This is a genomic window from Streptomyces coeruleorubidus (genome assembly GCF_008705135.1).
In the GTDB taxonomy this organism is placed as follows: domain Bacteria; phylum Actinomycetota; class Actinomycetes; order Streptomycetales; family Streptomycetaceae; genus Streptomyces; species Streptomyces coeruleofuscus.
In genome coordinates this window covers 5969315-5987827 of sequence record NZ_CP023694.1, presented here as the reverse complement: position 1 = coordinate 5987827, position 18513 = coordinate 5969315, and the positions used below count along the sequence as shown (strand labels likewise).

General features: G+C 68.5%; 18 protein-coding genes. 3 read left to right on the top strand and 15 right to left on the bottom strand.

Annotation, left to right across the window (positions count from 1 at the left end; genetic code table 11):
* Positions 1 to 60 precede the first annotated feature (60 nt).
* Positions 61 to 387, bottom strand: a complete 327-nt coding sequence (locus CP976_RS27760; RefSeq protein ID WP_308430013.1) for a hypothetical protein — start codon at positions 385 to 387, stop codon at positions 61 to 63.
* Between the two features lie 449 nt (positions 388 to 836).
* Between CP976_RS27760 and CP976_RS27755 the strand changes: the two genes are divergently transcribed.
* Positions 837 to 1688, top strand: coding sequence for a helix-turn-helix domain-containing protein (locus CP976_RS27755; protein WP_150482793.1), 852 nt, complete (start codon positions 837 to 839; stop codon positions 1686 to 1688).
* 16 nt (positions 1689 to 1704) lie between these two features.
* Positions 1705 to 1896: a hypothetical protein gene (locus CP976_RS27750; protein WP_150482792.1), complete on the top strand. Its 192-nt coding sequence runs from the start codon at positions 1705 to 1707 to the stop codon at positions 1894 to 1896.
* Here the strand turns inward: CP976_RS27750 and CP976_RS27745 are convergent.
* The 3 genes from CP976_RS27745 to CP976_RS27735 form a co-directional block, all read right to left on the bottom strand.
* Complete coding sequence (locus CP976_RS27745) at positions 1865 to 2932, bottom strand: hypothetical protein (RefSeq protein WP_150482791.1); 1068 nt, start codon at positions 2930 to 2932, stop codon at positions 1865 to 1867. The genes CP976_RS27750 and CP976_RS27745 overlap by 32 nt on opposite strands.
* Before the next feature lie 4 nt (positions 2933 to 2936).
* Positions 2937 to 3956 (bottom strand): hypothetical protein, encoded by a 1020-nt coding sequence (locus CP976_RS27740; protein WP_150482790.1) that lies wholly within the window; start codon positions 3954 to 3956, stop codon positions 2937 to 2939.
* Between the two features lie 142 nt (positions 3957 to 4098).
* On the bottom strand, positions 4099 to 5418 hold the full coding sequence (locus tag CP976_RS27735) for a hypothetical protein (protein ID WP_150482789.1): 1320 nt from the start codon (positions 5416 to 5418) through the stop codon (positions 4099 to 4101).
* Positions 5419 to 5911: 493 nt separating this feature from the next.
* On the opposite strand from CP976_RS27735, the gene CP976_RS27730 reads away from it, so the two are divergent.
* Positions 5912 to 6175, top strand: a complete 264-nt coding sequence (locus CP976_RS27730; RefSeq protein WP_150482788.1) for a hypothetical protein — start codon at positions 5912 to 5914, stop codon at positions 6173 to 6175.
* 206 nt (positions 6176 to 6381) lie between these two features.
* On the opposite strand, the gene CP976_RS27725 is transcribed toward CP976_RS27730, so the two are convergent.
* From CP976_RS27725 to CP976_RS27675, 11 genes are all read right to left on the bottom strand, one after another.
* Positions 6382 to 7449, bottom strand: a complete 1068-nt coding sequence (locus tag CP976_RS27725) for a hypothetical protein (RefSeq protein ID WP_150482787.1) — start codon at positions 7447 to 7449, stop codon at positions 6382 to 6384.
* Positions 7446 to 10028, bottom strand: coding sequence for a hypothetical protein (locus CP976_RS43025; protein ID WP_167537432.1), 2583 nt, complete (start codon positions 10026 to 10028; stop codon positions 7446 to 7448). The genes CP976_RS27725 and CP976_RS43025 overlap by 4 nt, the downstream gene beginning before the upstream one ends.
* Before the next feature lie 311 nt (positions 10029 to 10339).
* Entirely contained in the window at positions 10340 to 10984 is a 645-nt protein-coding gene (locus CP976_RS27715) for an OmpA family protein (protein WP_150482786.1), read from the bottom strand.
* Between the two features lie 11 nt (positions 10985 to 10995).
* Positions 10996 to 11571 (bottom strand): hypothetical protein, encoded by a 576-nt coding sequence (locus tag CP976_RS27710; protein ID WP_150482785.1) that lies wholly within the window; start codon positions 11569 to 11571, stop codon positions 10996 to 10998.
* Between the two features lie 31 nt (positions 11572 to 11602).
* The gene (locus tag CP976_RS27705) at positions 11603 to 12211 is read right to left on the bottom strand and encodes a pilus assembly protein TadG-related protein (protein ID WP_150482784.1); all 609 of its coding nucleotides are present in this window, start codon (positions 12209 to 12211) and stop codon (positions 11603 to 11605) included.
* Positions 12211 to 12408, bottom strand: a complete 198-nt coding sequence (locus CP976_RS27700; RefSeq protein ID WP_150482783.1) for a Flp family type IVb pilin — start codon at positions 12406 to 12408, stop codon at positions 12211 to 12213. The genes CP976_RS27705 and CP976_RS27700 overlap by 1 nt, the downstream gene beginning before the upstream one ends.
* A gap of 214 nt (positions 12409 to 12622) precedes the next feature.
* A complete protein-coding gene (locus tag CP976_RS27695) occupies positions 12623 to 13600 on the bottom strand; it encodes a response regulator transcription factor (protein WP_190146884.1) in 978 nt (325 codons plus the stop codon).
* A gap of 72 nt (positions 13601 to 13672) precedes the next feature.
* Complete coding sequence (locus CP976_RS27690) at positions 13673 to 15292, bottom strand: sensor histidine kinase (RefSeq protein ID WP_150482782.1); 1620 nt, start codon at positions 15290 to 15292, stop codon at positions 13673 to 13675.
* A 12-nt stretch (positions 15293 to 15304) separates the two neighbouring features.
* Entirely contained in the window at positions 15305 to 16192 is an 888-nt protein-coding gene (locus CP976_RS27685) for a DUF5936 domain-containing protein (protein WP_150482781.1), read from the bottom strand.
* An 18-nt stretch (positions 16193 to 16210) separates the two neighbouring features.
* Positions 16211 to 17155 carry a type II secretion system F family protein gene (locus tag CP976_RS27680; protein WP_150482780.1) on the bottom strand — a complete coding sequence of 315 codons (945 nt, stop codon included), beginning with the start codon at positions 17153 to 17155 and terminating at the stop codon, positions 16211 to 16213.
* Between the two features lie 11 nt (positions 17156 to 17166).
* Positions 17167 to 18504: a TadA family conjugal transfer-associated ATPase gene (locus CP976_RS27675; protein WP_150482779.1), complete on the bottom strand. Its 1338-nt coding sequence runs from the start codon at positions 18502 to 18504 to the stop codon at positions 17167 to 17169.
* Positions 18505 to 18513: the final 9 nt, after the last annotated feature.

The following is an 18513-nucleotide window of genomic DNA, read 5'->3' as shown; positions in this document are numbered from 1 at the left end:
GAAGGGGCCGACGGGACGGGATGGGCCCGTGGCCCCAAAACGGGGCCCAAATGGCGGGGCCTATCGCTCGAGTACGCCGGCGCCGCGTACGTACGCCCGGGCGCCGTGGTGCGGAAGCACGGCCCACATGCGCGTACCGCCGCCCGGCTCGCGCGCCTCGCCGAAACCCCAGTTGCCGCCGCACGCCCGGACCACACAGGCGAGCAGCCGCAGGGCCGCTCGGCGGCGGGTGTCGCACGCCGCCGCCAGGTGGGGATTCCTGTGACGCGGGTGGCCGTCGTAGAGGATCACGCGCAGGGCGGACTCCCGGTAGCGCAGCGACATGTAGACCTCTGCGGAGGGTGTGAAGCGGCAGGCACAGGCCGCGAGTTCGCCGACCGCTTGCACGGCTGCGTCGGTGACGTCCTCCAGGCCGTGGGCTCGCAGGATCGTCCGCGTCGCCGTGCGGGCGATAGCCGGGCTTTGGAGTGCGGCAGGGAGCGTGAGGCTGTAGGCGAAGGTTTCGGGGGTCGGGGGGTGTGGGGGCGGTGGCCGGGGACGAGCAGCTGGTCACGGACGCGGGCATGGCAACTCCCTTGGCCGTCGGGGGGAATGTGCTCCGCCGGGTGGCTCGTCTCCCTGACGCGGACCCACCCCTCCCAGGGCAGGAGTGTGTGGGTGGGCACGCGTGATGCGCTTCCGTTTTCGGCGGAGAGTTGTGTAGTCGATATGTCACCGACCGTATAGGGAGTGGAGTCACAGTATCCATCGGATTGGAGATAATTACCCCTACCACGATGGGCCTTGGCGTCGCGCACCGGCAGACTGAGGGGCACCACAGCTGAAGAAGGGGCGGCATGGCCACGAGAAGTACGCCGACGGAGCGACAGAAGCGTCTGGGTGCCGAGTTGCGGAAGATGAGACTCGCGGCGGGGGCGACCACGGAGTACGCCGCCGGATTGCTGGGCATCGACCGGACCCGGCTGTCCAACATGGAGTCGGGGATCCGCCCGTTCTCAGCCGACCGTGTCCGCACACTCGCCTGCAACTACGCATGTGCGGACGCACGTTACGTCGAGGCGCTGGTCGCCATGGCCGACAGCAAAGAGCGGGGCTGGTGGGAGCGCCACCGGGGCACGCTGCCCGCCGGGCTGCTGGACATCGCCGAGTTGGAGTGGCATGCGACGCGCGTACGGACCGCACAGGTCATGCACGTGCCGGGACTTCTCCAGACCGAGGAGTACGCCCGTGCCGTCTTCGCCGCCGTCCTCCCCGCGTTGAGCCGGCTGGAGGTGGAGCTGCGCGTGGCGCACCGCATGGAGCGGCAGCAGGTCTTCGACCGGCCCGAGTCACTGCCGTACGTCGCGTACGTCCACGAAGCCGCGCTCCGTATGCCGTACGGCGGCGTCGAGGTGACCCGGCAGCAACTGGAGCACCTGGCCGAGCGGTCCGAGCACGACGCGATCGACGTACGGGTGATCCCGACGAGCGTGGGCGGGTTCCCCGGGGCAGGGCACGCGCTCCTGTACGCGGACGGGGACGTGCCCCAACTCGACACTGTGCAGCTGGACTCCGCACACGGGCCGGAATTCACCGGCACGGAGGCGCAGCTCACCAAGTACCGTGCTCATCTGGATTGGATGGACGACGCGGCGCTGCCGACGGCGGCCTCGCGTGACCTCATTCGCAGCGTCGTCCGCGAACTCTGACCCTAAGGAAGCCACCGTGACCGGCATCAACTGGGAAGACCCGTACTGCGGCGAGGGCAACAACTGCTTCCGCATAGGCACCGACGCGGACGGCAACGCCTACATCGCCGTCGCCGGGCAGGAGGAGCACCACCTGACCGATAGCCGCGATGCCCTCCGGGCGCTCATCCGGGACATCAAGGCGGGCAAGGCCGACCATCTGCTGTAGGCCCCCACTGCGAGCCGGCCTCCGCTGCCTCGGTGAGCAGGCGCGTCGCATCGGTGACTGCGATATTCCGGTCGATGTAGCGTATGGCGAGGTCCTGGGCCCAGGGGGCGAAGCAGCCCTCGCGCCATAGCCATTCGAGCATGCCCTGTGCCAGATTTGCGGCGATGCGCGCAGCCCACCGCTCGGCGAAAGCCTCGGGGGTCGCGTCCTCCAGGTCGATGCCCAATCGCTCGCACTCATGCCAGGCCCAGATCAGACGCTCCCGTGTGACCAACCGCGCGTCGGGCATCAGGGGGATGAGGACCATCTGGACTTCCAGCCACGCCGGCCGGTCCTCCGCATCCTCGATCCACTTTCCCTCCCAATGCGGGGGCTCCTCCGACGCAAGCCGTTGGTCAGGCAGCAGCGCTTCGAGAATGGCCCGGGCCTGGGCGAAGCGTTCCGGTGTCGGTTCGTCCTCGATCTCCCAGCCGCCGGCCCAGCCGGATGTCAGATCGCGTACCACTTTGGGGAGGAGCAGCTCCTCGCCGTCGGTAGGACGAGACGCCCGTGCCTCGTATTCCGGTCTCCGCAGCTTGGCGAGCCATTCGCGGGCCTCCTGCCGGTCGCTTTCGCCCACCGACTCGTCCTGCACGAGGCGCGCCAGCGCCTGCTCACCGTGCGGACGGCCGAGATCGCGGAGCAACCAGATGTTGTCGTAGCCGCCCAGACCGGCGTGTGCGCCCAGCTCAGCAAGCGCGACGGCCCGGGAGACGTCCCGGAGCTCACCTCGCCGCACGGCCTCCCGCAGCGACCACAGCAACCGTTGGGCCTCGGACGAAGCCTCCCAGCGTTCCCGCCGGGCCGCGAAATGCTGACGCTGCTCGTCGGTGAGCGCGAGACCGGGCTCCTCCTGGGCCCGATCCCAGAGGTCCTCCAGTTCCTCCGGCCAACCACTCGTTCCCGGCGGCGCAGCGGCGATCGCCGCCTCCAACTCTCCGAGGAGCGCAGCCGAGCGGTCGTCGGGAGCCTCCGCGTGGCCCTCGTCGCATGCCACGGATTCAGGCGCCGCTCTGCGCCGCTGCCGCCTCGGAGAGCAGGCGCGTCGCCTCGGTCACGGCGACATTGCGGTCGATGTAGCGCATGGCGAGGTCCTGGGCCCACGGGGAGAACTGGTCCTCTCGCCAAAGCCAGGACAGAATGCCTTCCGCGGTCCAGGCACCAATGCGCGTGGCCCACCGGTCACCGAATTGCTCAGGCCCTTCACCTTGCAAATCCAGCCCCAGCTGCTTGCACTCGTACCAGCCCTCAGTCATGCGCTCTCGGGTGACCAGCCCGACATCCGGCATCAGATCTCGCAGCACCATGCGGATCTCCAGCCAATCGGGGCGCTCATCCTCGTCTTCGTCCCAGTCCCCCTCCCATTCCGGAATGGGCTCCGGAAACGGCAGCCTCGTGCTGGGCAAGAGCGCTTCGAGAGTGGCGCGGGCCTGAGCGAAGCGCTCCTGCGTCGGCTCTTCCTCGATCTCCCAGCCGCCCTGCCAACCGACTGCCAGGTTCCGTACCAGCTCTGGCAGCAACGGCTCCTCACCTTCGACAGGACGGCTAGCCATCCCCCGGTACATCGGCTCCCGCAGGCGCCTCAGCCACCAGCGGCCCCAGCGTCGATCGCTGGCGCCCACATGCATGTCGGGCACCAGTCGTGCCAGCGCCTGCTCGCCATACGGCACACCCAGGCGGTAGAGGACGCTGATCGCATCGAACGCCGCAAGTCTGGCGCGCACACACGCCTCAGCAAGAACGGCGGCCTCTGGGACGGCGGTCACCTGGCCGTGCTCCACAACCTTCTCCAGCGAGCGCAACAGACCATGGACACGTGACGACGCCGCATTGCGGGCGCGTTGGGCCATGAAGAGCCGCCGCTGGCCGTCGGTGAGCGGCAGGCCAGGCTCCTTCTCAAACCGCTCGTAGAGGTCGTGCAATTCTTCGGACGTCCAGTAGCCGTCTGTGGTCGGCGGAGCGTCGGCCATCGCCGCCGCCAGTTCCCCGAGGATCTTGGGCACCTGCTGATCGTCGCTCATGAGACTCCCAGATACTCCATCGCGGTCAACTCTGGAGGAGCCACCATGACCGATGGCATCACTTGGGAGGAGCCGCTGTAGAGCATTACCAACCCCTCGCCCCGTCGTACACCTTCTGCGGTCAGCAACGGGTGTAGGGGCCTCATGGCGCCCACTCCTGCGCGGCGTTCCTCGTCGTGGCCGGCAGGCTCGGATCGAAGGCCAGTCGCGCCAGGGCTTCCCGGCTGTCCGGCACGTCATCCGTGCGATGGAGGAACCAGATGGCCTCCTCTACCGCGCTGCCGCGCCGGGCGCACCGCTCGGCTAATTCCGCGGCCCAGAGGGCCGTCGCCGACAGAACAGCCGGTTCCTTCTCGCCTGCCGCTCCTCCGCCTTGCGGGAGGTCAGCGAGCCAGCGGAAGACGGCTGCGGTGACTCGGTCAGCGATCTTCTTGCACCAGACCTTGGCGAAGCACGCGGCGTTGATGCCTTCAAATTCGAACCCCAACGACTGGCACTCGCGCCACGCCTCGTTCATTCGCTCGCGAGTGACCAGCCGTGGGTACGGCATCAGGGCGCGCACCACCTCAGCGATGGCACTGCAGTCCGCCCGAGCGTCACTGCACATCTGCGCGTCATCCGGCACCCGTTCGACAGTCAGACACGCCTCCAGTGCTGAACGCGCTTGGGCGAGGCTGTTTGAATCGGGCGCGGTCGCGTCCCAGCCGAAGTCGTTCTGCCAGGAATGCGGAAGGCTCTGCAGCCCTTCGGGCAGCAGCGGCTCCTCGTCGCGGGTGACTTGCCGGGCCCGAACCTCGTACACCGAACGGCGCAGCCCGAGAAGCCGGAAACGCACATACGGGCGGATGTCTTGGACCTCGTCGTCGCGTACGAGTTCCATCAGGGCCTGTTCGCCGCGCGGACGACCGAGCGAGACAAGCAGGCGCACCGCCGCCTCGACCGCCACGCCGACCCGCACGAACGCGGCTGCGAGCAGCGCGGCGTCTTCTGCCTCCCCATCGTTCAGCAATCCGGCGGTATTTGCACGCTCGATGAAAGCGAAGGCGTCGTGCGCCAGCGCCTGCCGCACCGAGGCGGCCCACTCCGCCGCCACCCTGTCGACCCACTGTTCAGTCGGTGACTCAGGCACCGTGGGAATCCCTATGTCGGCCCAGGCTCCGACCACCTGCGCCACCCGCTCCCGAGTGACCTGGGAAGTGGTCGGCATGATCCGGGTCAACCAGGCGTCTGCCTCGTCCAAGGTGTGGTCATCACGGTCGTCGTAGAAGTCCCGTAGTTCCTCGTCCCAGTCGTGCACACTCTGCCGTCGGTCGGGCAGGCACGCGCGCAGCACCTGCCGGGCCTGCTCACGTCTCTCCTCCGTGAGGGCAAGTGCCTCCAAAGCCTGAGACCTGCGGTATGTCAGATCCTGCCAAGGCGGTGGCAGCTCGCGCATGGCAGCAGGCAGCAGGTAGGTGTCCACAGTCGCTCTCCGTCCGTGCCCCGGCAGCTTCCCGAGGCGCTGGCGTCATGAGACGCCCAGGTAATCCATCGTTTCCTTTGAGGGCCGGCCAATAGCGCACTCAGCGGCAGCATTGGATACCGTCGCTTTTATGAGTACCGACTTGTATGGATGGCTGGAATGCAGGCCCCAGCCTGGGCGCCATGGCACTGAACACGTGCTGTGGGAGGCCTTCTCCGAACTCCGGTACCTTCATTGGGCCCGCGATTACATGTCGTGGTCAGCACTCTTCGACGTCCGGAGTGTGGAGCCTGTCAGAGCTCTCTTCCCTGAGCGCGGAGCCCCTGTAGATATGTCGGACACGGTACAAAGGGATGCGGACGATTTCGCTGGCCACAGTCATTCGTGGTTCTCGTGGCGTGAGCTGTCGGCTGTCGACTGGAATGCCCCCTGCACCGACGGCCGATCTCGGTACTGGGTCCGGCGCTGGTCCCGTACCCATGAAGGATCCTTCGTGCCCGACGGATTGGCCGCGCTCCCGGATGAGCTGTACGACTCGGCCGCCGCCAAGTTCGGAGAAGGCAACATCGCTCCCTCCCGGTGGCCCGCCGACGGAGAGCTCCTGCTCGGCGACAAGGTGTACCGACCTGTCGTCCCTGCTTATCGCGACCTGGTACCGACCGACGGACCATGGCAACCTGTGTGGAATGTGATGGGCACGCTGTCCGAACTCCACGGTGAGGACAACGTCCGCCTCGTCGTCTGGTTCGGCGGCTGAACGGAATCCTGGCGGCATCAGTCGTGCGTCACGGTGTGACGGCTATCCATTTATCAGGCTTGTCGATCTCAACTCGAGCCGTGCTCGGATTCGCCTTCTTCCACTCGGAGAGTGTGTTGATCTCCCCGATGATTGTCCGGCTGACACGTCAAGTTCACCGTGTTCTTCACTTCGCCGTGATGCCCTCCGGGCGCTCATCCGGGACATCAAGACGGGCCAGGCCGACCATCTGCCGTAGGCCCCCACTGCGAGCCGGCCTCCGCCGCCTCGGAGAGCAGGCGCGTCGCATCGGCCACCGCGACGTTCCGGTCGATGTAGCGCATGGCGAGGTCCTGGGCCCAGGGGGCGAAGCAGTCCTCGCGCCATAGCCATTCGAGCATGCCCTGTGCCAGAAACGCGGCGATGCGGGCGGCCCACCGTTCGGCGAAGGCCTCGGGGGTCGCGTCCTCCAAGTCGATGCCCAGTCGCTCACACTCGTACCAGGCCCAGATCAGACGCTCCCGCGTGACCAACCGTGCGTCGGGCATCAGGGGGATGAGGACCATGTGGACTTCCAGCCACGCCGGCCGGTCCTCCGCATCCTCCAGCCACTCTCCCTCCCATTCGGGAGGTTCCTCCAGCGCAAGCCGTTTGCCGGGCAGCAGCGCTTCGAGAACGGCCCGGGCCTGGGCAAAGCGTTCCGGTGTCGGTTCGTCCTCGAACTCCCAGCCGCCGGCCCAGCCGGATGTCAGATCGCGTACCACCTTGGGCAGGAGCAGCTCCTCGCCGTCGGTGGGACGAGCCGCCCGTGCCCTGTACTCCGGTCTCCTCAGCTTCGCGAGCCACTCGCGGGCGTCCTGTCGATCGCCTTCGCCTACGGACTCGTCCTGCACCAGGCGCGCCAGCGCCTGCTCGCCGTGCGGGCGGCCGAGGTCGCGGAGCAGGGCGATGTCCTGACGGACACCGAGACCGCGGCGCGCGGATGTTTCGGCCAGCGCAGCAGCTCGGGCGACGTCCAGTACCTCGCCACGTTCCACGGCTTCTTGCAAGGAACGCAGCAGCCGTTGGACCTTGAACGACGCCTCCCAATCTTCCCGACGGGCCGCGAAGTGCTGACGCTGCTCGTCAGTGAGCGGGAGACCGGGCTCCTCCTGGGCCCGATCCCAGAGGTCCTCCAGCTCGTCCGGCCAGCCGCTCGTTCCCGGCGGGGCTGCGGCGATCGCCGCCTCCAACTCTTCGAGGAGCGCAGTTGCACGGTCCTCCTGAGCCTCCGCGTGCTCCTCGTCGTACGTCATGAGACCCCCAGGTACTCCATCGCGGTCTTAGGGTCCTTCATCCTGCCGGAGCGCAGAGCGTCGTACCTGTCGGCCTCGCTCTTGGCGTTCCAAGCGTCGTTCATCGCCCTGAGCTGCGCGGGAGTCATCTCCTGGCCGGCGATGCGGGCACCGACCTCGTTCTCGGCCATGCGGGAGGCCGGGGTTCCTTCGGGAGCACGCTCGCCCCGCCTGATGGGCTTGAACCCGTCGAAGATCTTCTGCCACCCCTTGGTGGAGGCGATCTCATAGCGAGCAACGCGGCCAGGCTCCCTCTTCTGCCACTTGCCCAACCTGCCGATTTGTTCGCTGATGGAGCCCTTGGTCGTCGCATTCCCCGTGTTCTTGACCTCCACGACATGGACCTTGCCGTCCTTGCCACGGTAAGCCACGTCGGCGTCCGGGATGCCCCTGACGTCGATCTCGCCTCCCAGGCCGTCCGGCCATACCGGCGGATCGCCCTTCTTCCGATCGGGGCCGTCACCAATGTCGGAGTACACCGTGCTGCCGTCCGCCGCCTCGTTCTGCGCCACCCGCTTGGTGGCGTGCACCTCGGCAAGGTTCTGGGCGAGCCCGTCCTTGTCCCGGGAGCCCAGCACCTTGGACGCGAGCTTCTGCCGGCTGCCATTGTGGATGTTCTTCTGCTCCAGCAGCTCCGAGACGTCGGCAATCGCGTCTGCCGCCTCCTTCTTGCTGATGTCCTTGGAGTTCGGGTCGACGTCGTCCTTGGCCCGCTTGAGCAGGTTCTCGAGCTGGGCCTCCTGCAGGTTGACCTTCTCGTCCCCCGGGAGCTTCTTGTGCGCCTTGATCTGCTCCCGCAGCAGGTCGGACCGCGCATCCAAAGCCTCCTGCTGGGCCTGGCGTGCGTCGTCGGCGTCGTCGCCTGTGCACTCCTTGCCGCCTCCTGCGGCGACGACGATCCGGCCGCCCTGCGGGGCCGCCAGGACGCCGGTGCCGTTGCCCGGGACTCCGCGCAGGCTGCTCCCACCCCCGTACGGGACGCGCCCGAACGCGATGGTGCAGCTGCCGTTCTTCTCGGCCTTCTTCTTGGTCTCGTCGGCGTGCTTCTGGGCCTCGTCCGCAGCCTTCTTCGCGCCGTCGAAGTCACCCGCCTTCGCCGCCTTGCGGGCCTTCTCGGCCGCGTCGGCCGCCTTGTCGAGGGATTCACCGACCTCGGCCAGCTTCTTGAACTTGGTGAACTTCGTGATGGTCTTCGGGCTGAAGATGCCGATGACGCCGACGACGGTGTTGCCGATGGAGGCGCCGTAGTTGCCCTTCTCCCAGTTCTCCTTGTCCACGAACGTGTCGGTCGCAAGGTCGGACACGAAGTCCTCGGGCGAGTTGACCCAGCCCCATACGGAGGAGACGTAGTTCCCCTTGTCCCACTCCTTGCCCAGCTCGTCGGACTTGTCGCCCCACCAGTTCGTGGTGTAGCCCTTCAGGCCGTTCCAGCTGTCCTTGATCGAGCCGACGGGGTCGCTGACGACGTCCATGGTGCTGGCCAGGAAGCTCTTGGTCGGGGCCACGAAGAAGCCCCGGACGTGGTCCATGAACGTCCTGTCGTGGCGTTCCTGGTCGTGTACGTCGTCCCAGAGCGACCTCTCGTCGAACGGCCCCGGAGCGAGGGGGACTGTGTCGTTCGTCCCCGCACCCTCGTAGGTGATGATCCGAGTCGACCAGGCCGGACCGCCGTCGGTGTTGTTGCCGCCTGTGGCACCGCCGGTGCTCGTGCCTTCCTGGCCGCCGGGACCGGCCTGGGTGCCCGAGTCGCCTTCCGTGCCTGTCGCGCCGTTCGCGCCACCAGGGCCATCTGCCCCCGCGCCATCGTCCGCCCCCGCGCCATCGTCCGCGTTCGCGCCGCCGTCCGCGTTCGCGCCGCCGTCCGGGTCCGCGCCGTTGCCGCCGTCGGTGCCAGTGCCGGTGCCGGTGTCCGAACCGTCTTGCTGTGCATCGTCGTTGTTGTCCCCGGCCGCACCCGTCTCCGTGCCATCGCCCTGCGGAGCGGGGCAGGCCGTGCCCGTCACCGAGCAGACCGCCGACTGGATGCCGTCGGCGATACGCCCGCCGAGGCCGCCCACCGACAGCGCGACGATGATCGCGGCGACGACCGCGATGAGCCCCGCGTACTCCACCGAGGTCTGGCCCTCGTCCCGCCGCCAGCGGATCATCCTCGCCAGGTTGAACGCCCGGCGCTCCTCCCTGTCCTGGGGAGGGATCTCGAACCACTCTCGCGACCGGGCCCGACGCAACAGCACGATGACCGCAATCGGCATCGCCGCCTGCGTGAAGCCCCGCAGATCACCGTGTAAAAGCGTGCCTAGCGACAGCCACACGATCCAGGCCTGTACGGCGATCAGTGCGCGGCTCGTCCACACCCCGCCACGCCACAGGCGCCGGGCCAGGTAGACCCCGGCCACGCTGGGCAGCGAGTCGTAGACCAGGATCCCGAAGATCTCTCCGGAGTAGTACGTCACCACCGACAGCACGGTGACCACGTACAGCACCGTCAGCGCGAACTGCACCCACAGGAGTACCTGCGCCCAGCCCAGCTCCCGTGGCAACGGTGAACCCCGGTCCCAGGAGGGGGTGTTCTGCGCACCCCAAATCCCGCTAGGGGGTATCGGGTTGCCGGCACCGGACATGCGTGACCTCAACTCGTTAAGCGGCAGTTCAAGACGGACACCCGGCTGAGGCTAAGGAAACTAGATCACTTGCACATGGGCCCGTGGCCCCAACCCTGGGCCCATTCGAGCCCCAGCGGTGCGCTGGGCGTCTCAATGCCCGCCCTGCACTTGAGAGGCCGGCGGGAATGGGCGGCGCCCGTCCTCGCCGGCGGTGACGCGAGGACGGCGCCGATTGGGTCGGTGGTGGCTCAGCTCTCCGTGCGCGGGAAGGAGACCTCGACACGGCGGTTCTTCTTGCGGCCGGCCTCCGTGGAGTTGTCCGCGATCGGGTACTGCTCGCCGTAGCCACGCACCTCGTACGTGATGCCCGAGTCCGCGAGTTCGTCGTCCAGGACACCGTGTACGGCCGACGCGCGCTGGCGGGACAGCACGTCACCGTGGGCCGACGAACCCAGGTTGTCCGTGAAGCCGAAGACGCGGACTTTCTTCGCGTTCTGCGCCTTGATCTCTTCGGCGATGTCGGCGATGCGCGCCTTGGCCTGACCGCTGAGTTTCGCGCTGTCCTTGCCGAACAGCACCTCCGCCTGCAGGGCGAACTTCACGTCCGAGTTGGTGTCCTCGCGGCGTTCTTCGCCGCCCTGGTCCTCTATGACGGACTTGATGTCGAGGATCTTGGGCTCCGCGAGAGTCGCGCCGTCGACCAGCTTCAAGTCGGGGTCGTTCGCGTCGATTTTGACCGGGGCGCCGGCGGTCGGTTCGGTGCCCGGGGGGTAGCTGGGGCCGTCGGCGTGGCTGGGGGTGGCGCCGAAAACGTTCGTGGCGACCACGACCGACGCCGCGGCGATGACGACCGCAAGGCGTGGTGTTTGGGTCCGGGTTCGGGTATGGGTCATGGTGGCCTACCTCACCCGGAGATCTTGATAGTGCCGGAGGCGAACGTCGGGAGCTGGAAGCTCACCTCGGTCGTGCTGTCCGGAGGGGCAGGGAACTGCATGAAGACAGCCATCGAGTCACCCGACTTGACCCTCGTGAAGCCCGTGGTCGTGAGGGGCCGGCCATCGGTGTCGCGCAGCACGTAGTAACGCTTCTTCCCCTCGGAATCCACAAGAGTGGCGCCACCGAAGGACATGCCGTTCTGGAGGACTTCGGTTTCATTCCCCCTCACCGCAGCTGGCACGGTGACATTCTGGGAACCGTCATTCTTCAGCTCACCGTTCACAGTGACGAAGCCCCCCGAATCACGCTCCGCCGAAGTGATAGAAAGCAGCAGCCCGTCTTGTCCCTTGAGTTCAGCCAGTGGCTCCTCCGACTGACCTTCCTGAGCACTCGGCTTCGATCCGCTGTCCTTTGAGGCGGACGCCGACGCGTCTCCGCCTTTGTCGTCCCCGCTGCTGCAGCCGGCCCCACCGAGGGCCAGGCTGACCGCAACTGCCGCTGCGGCCATCCCCCTGCGGGCCGTCGTGGTGAACCGAATGCTCATGAGTTCCGCTTCCTTTGTTCGTCGTTCTTTGTCAGTCGGCCAGATGGACGTCGAAGAGGTCATCGGGACCGGGCAGATCCGAGAGATCGTCCGGGTCGAGGTCCCAGTTCTCATCTCCGCAGTTGAGCTGCGGCAGGTCCTCGTTCTTGCCGTTGTCCTCGTCGGGCGGTTGGAAGGAACAGCGCGGCTCGATCACGGCCCTGGCTCTTGCCGTCGCGTACGTGTCTTCCGTACCGGGGACGATGCTGTCGCCGACGGGATCGTTCGTCTTGACCTCGACCTCGTAGCCCAGTGGGTCCCACTCGGGCTCGCAGCCGCCTCCCACGACATGTGCGTCGTTCTCGTCGGCGAGCTGCTGCGCCCGCCAACAGGAGGGTTCGAGCCCGTCCACCTCGCCCTCGAGGATGTCCTCCCAGACGTCCGGGTTCAGGAGGTTGTCCAGCCACCTGCCCGTAAGTTGGTCCCGCTTGTCCTGCGCGGCCGCAAGGGCAGCGGCGTCCGCCGCCGTCTGCGCGCCGTTCCGTGTTGCCGCGGCCTGGCCGACCGCAAGGTACGCGAACGCAAGGAAGAGCAGACCCGCCACCACCGTGATGTAGATGGGGAAGGCCTGCCCTGCGTCGCCGAACTTACGGGTCCTCATCAGCCGCCGGTGACCTGGGAGATCTGGTCCGTGATCGCGGTGTAGATGGAATTGCCGATGTCCGTACCCGTGATCGCCAGCACGATCGCCACAACCACCGCGATGATTCCCAGGTACTCGACCGCGGTCTGTCCCTTGTCGTTGCGAGCGGCGCGGGCCTGCAGGTACGAGACGGTGGTGTTGATCCAGTTGCTCATGGTGGTGTTCCCCTCCGGTACCGGCCGGCCGCCTACCGGCCGACGTACAAGTCTCTTGGGCGCGAATGGCGTTACCGGCTTCCTCCTTGCCGGTGCCGCTTTCGACACCAGAAACGTACGGCGGAACGCCCGGTCCGCCAGAGGGTCCCAGGGCCCAATCCAGGGCCCAATCGCGCGGGCCCAACGAACTCTCCCCCCATACCGTCACCGAAGGTCACCCCAGTCCCAGGTGTGAGCCCGGTGCCGTGCCGAGCCACTTCGCCGCGGCCTCGGAGCGGCTGGTGCTGTGGAGCTTGGCGAAGATGCGGTTGATGTGGTTCTTGACCGTCTTCTCGCTGATGAAGCAGGTGGCGGCGATCTGTTGGTTGTTCATGCCGGACGCGATGAGGTCCATGATCTCCGCCTCCCTCGAACTCAGTTGGAACCGCGACCTGTCGGGAGCGGCCGGACGGCCACTCGTCCACCCAGACGAAGACTGTCCCACATCCGGTTGCACTTGCGAAAGGTTTTCTGGGGAAGTGGGTGGGGACGGGACGTGCGGGAGGCTCATATCCGCTGGTTGAGCGGGTTGTTGGGGTTGATTATGCGGCCATGCGGAAGCGGAATTTCCGTATGCATTCGCACTCGCCTGTCCCAGTCCATCCGGTAGCGGCGAGTCCCCCGGAGCCTGGCCCTGCCCCTGGCCCTGGCCCTGCCGGAGTTGGGCCAGCAGCGCTCCCGCCGCCGTGGGCGTGAAGTGGGCCCGGCCCTGCTTGATGTCCCGGACCGCGTCGACCAGCTGACCGGCCGTGAACTCGCCGTGGACCAGGTAGCCGCCCGCTCCCCGGCGGAGGGCCTCCTGGACGATCTCCGACTCCCTGCTGTAGGTCAGCATGACGACCGGGGCGATCCGCACCAGGTACGGGAGCGCCGAGATGCCGTCCACGCCGGGCATGCGGACGTCGAGGAGGACGACGTCCGGGCGGTGCTGTTGGGCGGCCTCGTAGGCCTCGCGGCCGTCGGCCGCCTCCGCCACGACCGTGATGTCCTCGCGGCCGGAGAGCAGGGCGGTGAGGCCGGCGCGGACCACCGGGTTGTCGTCGGCCACGACCACCCTGAGGCGGCTCGGCTGTGCGGGCTGCGGGAAGTCGAAGGGGTTCTGTGGCGGTGGCGGCTGTGAGGCGCCGGGGTGAGGGGTCGTCTGGTCCGGCATCGGCTGCCTCCTCTCGTGTCGTGGGGGACGTGTGCTGCGTGGTCATGGATGGTCGTGGGTGGTTGTGGGTGGTCAGCCGTGGGGTGCGGTCAGGGCCGCCAGCGGTAGCTCCAGGCGGACTTCCGTTCCCTTGGGGTGGCCGCCCCGGCCGATGCGGATGCGGGCGCCCACCGAGGCGGCCCGCTCGACCATGCCGACCAGGCCGAAGTGGCCCGCTCGGCGCAGTTGTTCGAGGGCGGTTCCGGGCGGGAGGCCGCGGCCGTCGTCATAGACGCTGATGCGGAGCAGGTCGCCGTGGACGCCTGCGCGGACGTCGACCCGGGTCGGGCCCGCGTGGCGGTGGGCGTTCTCCATCGCCTCCGAGGCGATGGTGAGGAGCTGGCGGGCCACGGCGGGCGGCACGGGGGGTACGGAGTGGTCACCGGTGGGGCGGTAGACCGCCGGGAGGCCCGTGCGGGCGCTGAAGTCCCGGGTGCGTGCGGCCAGTTCGACCAGTACGTCCGTGCCCTGGCCGGGGTCCGATTCGCGGCGCAGGTCCGCCAGGAGTTCGCGGGATTCGGCGGCGGCTCGGCGGGCTGATCGCGCGACCAGGTCGGCCTGCTGCTTCACCAGGGCCGCGTCCATCTGGGCGGCGCCCGCCGAGCCCGCCAGGCCGTCCGCGGCCAGGGCCACGCCGTGCAGGGTCTTGGCGACCGAGTCGTGCATCTCGCGGGCCAGTCGGGCCCGTTCCGCGCCGACCGCCTCCGTGACGGCCAGGCGGGCCTGAACGGTCGTCAGGGCCTGGGTGGCCGCGCCGAAGCGGAGCATGAGGTTGCGGAGGCTGGAGCCGACGGCTCCGGCGATGACACAGAGGCCGGGGAGGAGGGACGACTCGGCGATGCCGGGCTGGGGGTCCTCCATCGCCGCCTGGATCAGGAGGAGCAGCAGGGCCTGCAGGGAGGCGAACACGGCTGCTCCGCGCCAGCCGTAGACCAAGCCTGCCAGGAGAGGGGTGCAGACACTGACGTAGGCGAGGGTGCTGCCCGGGCCCGCCGAGATGAGCAGGAGGGCGCCGAAGAGGGTGTCCGCGGCCAGGAGCGTGGGATGGCGCAGGAGGAGGGGGCCGAAGCGTTCCCAGTCCCTGAACAGGACGTAGGAGGTCATGAAGGTGACGACCACGGCCGCGCCCACCAGGCGGGTGGGGAGGCCCTCGTTGGCGTTGATGAGGGCGGTGGGGGTGGCCAGGGCGATCATGGCCAGCCGGAAGCCGAAGACCTGTCGGCACATGGCCTGCAGGGCGTTGATCTGGATGGGTATCGCCGGGTGTTCGGGTTCGGGTTTGGCCCGGCCTTCGGCCGGGATCGACTTCCCGGCCGTACCACCCGCAGAACCCGTGCGGCTTTCGTTGCCGGGTGCGGGTGGACCTGGTGGGAGCTGAGCACCGTCGGCGGCCGGACCGCCGTTCGCGGGGACCGGCACGGCCGTGTGCGCCCCACCCACCGCCCCACCGAACGCCCCGCCCACCGGCGCATCCGCCAGCGCATCCGCCCGCTCCCACCCCGGCGGCAGCGCCGGTGTCGCCGACGTCACCGGGATGTCGGGGGCGCCTGTGCGGACGTGGGCCGGCAGGACGGTGCCTGCCGGTGGGGTGGTGATCTCCGGTGTTCTCGGGCGGCGGCGCAGCCGCCCGGTGCGTTCTCCCGTCATCGACATGGTGTCGCCCCCCTACTCGCCCGTGACAACGCCGAAGTCGGTGCCCGAGCCCAGGATCAGGCCGGCGCCGAGGAGGATCATCGTGGCCGGGACCATGAAGGTCGTGATCATCATCGTGGCCTTGGGAACGGCACGCGCGGCCTTGCGGCGGGCGTTCTGCGCATCCGTTCGGCGCATGTCCTTGGCGAGGGCCACCAGCGTGTCGACGATCGGGGCGCCCAGTTCCTCGCCCTGCTGCAACGCCGTGACGAACATGGCGACCTGCTCGGAGTCGTTGCGGCGGCGCAGTTCCGCGAAGGCCTGGCGGCGGCTCATGCCCAGGTCCATCTGGCGGAGCGTGATGCGCAGTTCGTCGGCCCACGGGCCCTCGTACTTCGAGGCGACGCGGTCCAGGGCCTGGCGGAAGCCCAGGCCCGCGCTCACCACGACCGCAAGCACGTCCAGGAAGTCCGGCAGGGTCCGCTCGATCACGTCCCTGCGGATGCGGATCGCCGCCCAGATGCCGACCTCCGTCCAGAACGCCCCGAAGGCGAGCAGGAGCAGCGCCACGACGAGCTGGCCGCGCATCAGGAAGACCAGGCAGCCGACGCCGCCGAGGAAGCCGTAGACCGCTCGGCGGGCGGCGTAGCGGTCGATGGTCAGGCCGCCGGGGTTGCCCGCGAGGTCGATCTTGCGTCGGTACTTGGCGACCTGCTTGGGGCCCATCAGGCGCAGGACCGCGGGGGCGTAGCGCATGCCGAGGCGGTCGATGAGCGAGTCCACCGCGCCGGTACGGGTGGAGCCGACCTCCAGGGCGAGCGCGAGGTCGCCGGGGAGTTTGGCCTCGGCCCGGTACATGCGGATGCCGGCGAAGGCGCCCCAGACGCTGAGGCCCATGACCAGTGCGAGAAGAAGTCCCATGATTCTGCTCCGGCCTTCTCAGACGTCGATGCGGGACAGGCGGCGGATGAGGATGAAGCCGACGGCGTAGAGGGAGAAGGCGATGATGACCGCCCCCTGGCCGAACGGTGAGCCCGTCATCCGTTCCAGCGCCCCGTCCTTCACGCCGTTCATCAGGAACAGGGAGCCCACGCCCAGCACCGGCACGGCGTACGAGGTCATGTTCACCTGCGACAGCTGGGTGCGGACCTCCCGTCGCGTCTCCTTGCGTTCCTCCAGCGTCTCCGTCAGGTTCCGCAGCGCGCTGACCACCTGGCCGCCCGCGCGGTTGGACAGCACCAGCGTGGTGACCAGGACGACCAGCTCACGGGAGGGGAGGCGGTCCGCGAGTTCGCCCAGGGCGTCGTCCATCGACGCGCCGATCGCCAGCTGGTCGGCCACCTTGCCGAGTTCCTCGCCCGCCGGGGCCTCCAGTTCCTCCGCGGCCATGCCGATCGCCGTGCGCAGCGCGAGTCCGGCCTGGGTCGCGTTGGCGAGGATGCGGGCCAGTTCCGGGAGCTGGTTGATGAACTTCTCGATCCGTTTCTGCCGCTGCCAGTTGAGGAACTGCAGGGCCGCCCAGATGCCCAGCAGACCGGCCAGCGGGCCGAAGAACGGGGCCAGGGCCGCCTGGCCGATCAGCCACAGGCCGGCGACCGTGGCGAGCATGTAGACGAAGAACTCGCCGGGGGTGATGTCCAGGCCGGTGGCGGCCAGGCGCAGCTCCAGTTTCTTGCCGAGCTTGGTGCGCCGCAGGCGGCGGTCGATCCCACGGAAGTTCCGGCGCCGGCCGCCGACCTGGATCTGGCCGGTGGCCGACAGGCGGTCGACGAGCGCCTGCCGCTGCGCCTTGCCCATGGCGTAGGAGTGCAGGCCCATGACCGTCAGGACGCAGGTCAGCAAGGTGATGCCGGTCGTGAGCGTGATGAGCGTGTGCAGTTCCATGGGGACGGTTCCTACCTGGCTTCTCGGGTGGCTAGCTGGTCCGCGGACTGGGCGATGCCGAAGGCCTGGGGGATGGGCTGGCTCGCCATGTAGAGGCGGTCGGCGGCGCGGCGCGGGAGGGGGTGGTACTCGAAGGCGCCGTGGATACGGCCGTCCGCCGCCATCGGCCGGGCGTTGAAGCGGGCGACCGTGACCAGTCGGTACGGCTCGCTGCCGTGGCTCTCCAGCAGCGCGATCTCGGTGATACGGCGGGCGCCGTCCGCGAAGCGGGTGAGCTGGACGATGACGTCGACCGCGCTGTTGATCTGGTCGTGCAGCGCCACGAAGGGGATCTCCACCTCCGACATGGAGGCCAGGGTCTGCAGGCGCATCAGCGCGTCCTCCGCGCTGTTGGCGTGGACGGTGGCCAGCGAGCCGTCGTGGCCCGTCGACATCGCCTGGAGCATGTCCAGCGACTCGCCGCCGCGGACCTCACCGACGACGATGCGGTCGGGGCGCATACGCAGGGAGTTGCGGACCAGGTCGCGGATCGTGATCTGGCCCTTGCCCTCCACGTTCGCCGGGCGGGACTCCAGGCGGATCACGTGTGCCTGCTGGAGCTGGAGTTCGGCCGAGTCCTCGATGGTGATGATGCGCTCGCCCTCCGGGATCAGGCCCGACAGAGCGTTCAGCAGCGTCGTCTTTCCGGTGCCCGTCGCGCCCGAGACGATGACGTTGAACTTCGCCTGCACCAGGCCCGCCAGGAGATACAGCATGTGCTCGTCCAGCGAGCCCAGGCCGATCAGCTCCTGGAGTGTGAAGGAGCGCGGGAAGCGGCGGATCGTGAGCGTGGCGCCCGTCAGGGACAGGGGCGGGATGATGACGTTGACGCGCTCGCCGGAAGGGAGGCGGGCGTCGACCATCGGGTTCGACTCGTCCACGCGGCGGTTGACCGTCGAGACGATCCGCTCGATCGTCTGCATCAGCTGGTCGTTCGAGGCGAAGCGCATCGGCAGCTGCTCCACGCGGCCGCCGCGCTCCACGAAGATCGCGTCCGGGCCGTTGACCATGATCTCGGTGATGGAGGCGTCCTCCAGCAGCGGTTCCAGGATGCCGAGGCCCAGCGCCTCGTCCACCACCCTGCGGATCAGCTGCGAACGCTCCACCGTCGACAGCACCGGGCCCTCACGGCTGATGATGTGCCCGAGCACCCGCTCCAGCCGCGCCCTGCGCTCGGCGGCGGCCAGCGAACTCATCTCCGCGAGGTCGATCTCCTCCAGGAGCTTGGCCCGGTAGGAGGCGACCATGTGGCCGTCCTCGCCCCGGTTGCCGTTGTCCTCCGGGGAGTTGATGCGTGCTCGCAGGCTCATGGTCTCCCG

Excerpts from the sequence above, each read along its gene's own strand:
- CP976_RS27685 (WP_150482781.1), bottom strand. The coding sequence starts at position 16,192 with ATGGGACTTCTTCTCGCACTGGTCATGGGCCTCAGCGTCTGGGGCGCC.
- CP976_RS27715 (WP_150482786.1), bottom strand. The coding sequence starts at position 10,984 with ATGACCCATACCCGAACCCGGACCCAAACACCACGCCTTGCGGTCGTC.
- CP976_RS27740 (WP_150482790.1), bottom strand. The coding sequence starts at position 3,956 with ATGAGCGACGATCAGCAGGTGCCCAAGATCCTCGGGGAACTGGCGGCG.
- CP976_RS27700 (WP_150482783.1), bottom strand. The coding sequence starts at position 12,408 with ATGAGCAACTGGATCAACACCACCGTCTCGTACCTGCAGGCCCGCGCC.
- CP976_RS27705 (WP_150482784.1), bottom strand. The coding sequence starts at position 12,211 with ATGAGGACCCGTAAGTTCGGCGACGCAGGGCAGGCCTTCCCCATCTAC.
- CP976_RS27710 (WP_150482785.1), bottom strand. The coding sequence starts at position 11,571 with ATGAGCATTCGGTTCACCACGACGGCCCGCAGGGGGATGGCCGCAGCG.
- CP976_RS27680 (WP_150482780.1), bottom strand. The coding sequence starts at position 17,155 with ATGGAACTGCACACGCTCATCACGCTCACGACCGGCATCACCTTGCTG.
- CP976_RS27755 (WP_150482793.1), top strand. The coding sequence starts at position 837 with ATGGCCACGAGAAGTACGCCGACGGAGCGACAGAAGCGTCTGGGTGCC.
- CP976_RS27675 (WP_150482779.1), bottom strand. The coding sequence starts at position 18,504 with ATGAGCCTGCGAGCACGCATCAACTCCCCGGAGGACAACGGCAACCGG.
- CP976_RS27725 (WP_150482787.1), bottom strand. The coding sequence starts at position 7,449 with ATGACGTACGACGAGGAGCACGCGGAGGCTCAGGAGGACCGTGCAACT.
- CP976_RS27695 (WP_190146884.1), bottom strand. The coding sequence starts at position 13,600 with ATGCCGGACCAGACGACCCCTCACCCCGGCGCCTCACAGCCGCCACCG.
- CP976_RS27690 (WP_150482782.1), bottom strand. The coding sequence starts at position 15,292 with ATGTCGATGACGGGAGAACGCACCGGGCGGCTGCGCCGCCGCCCGAGA.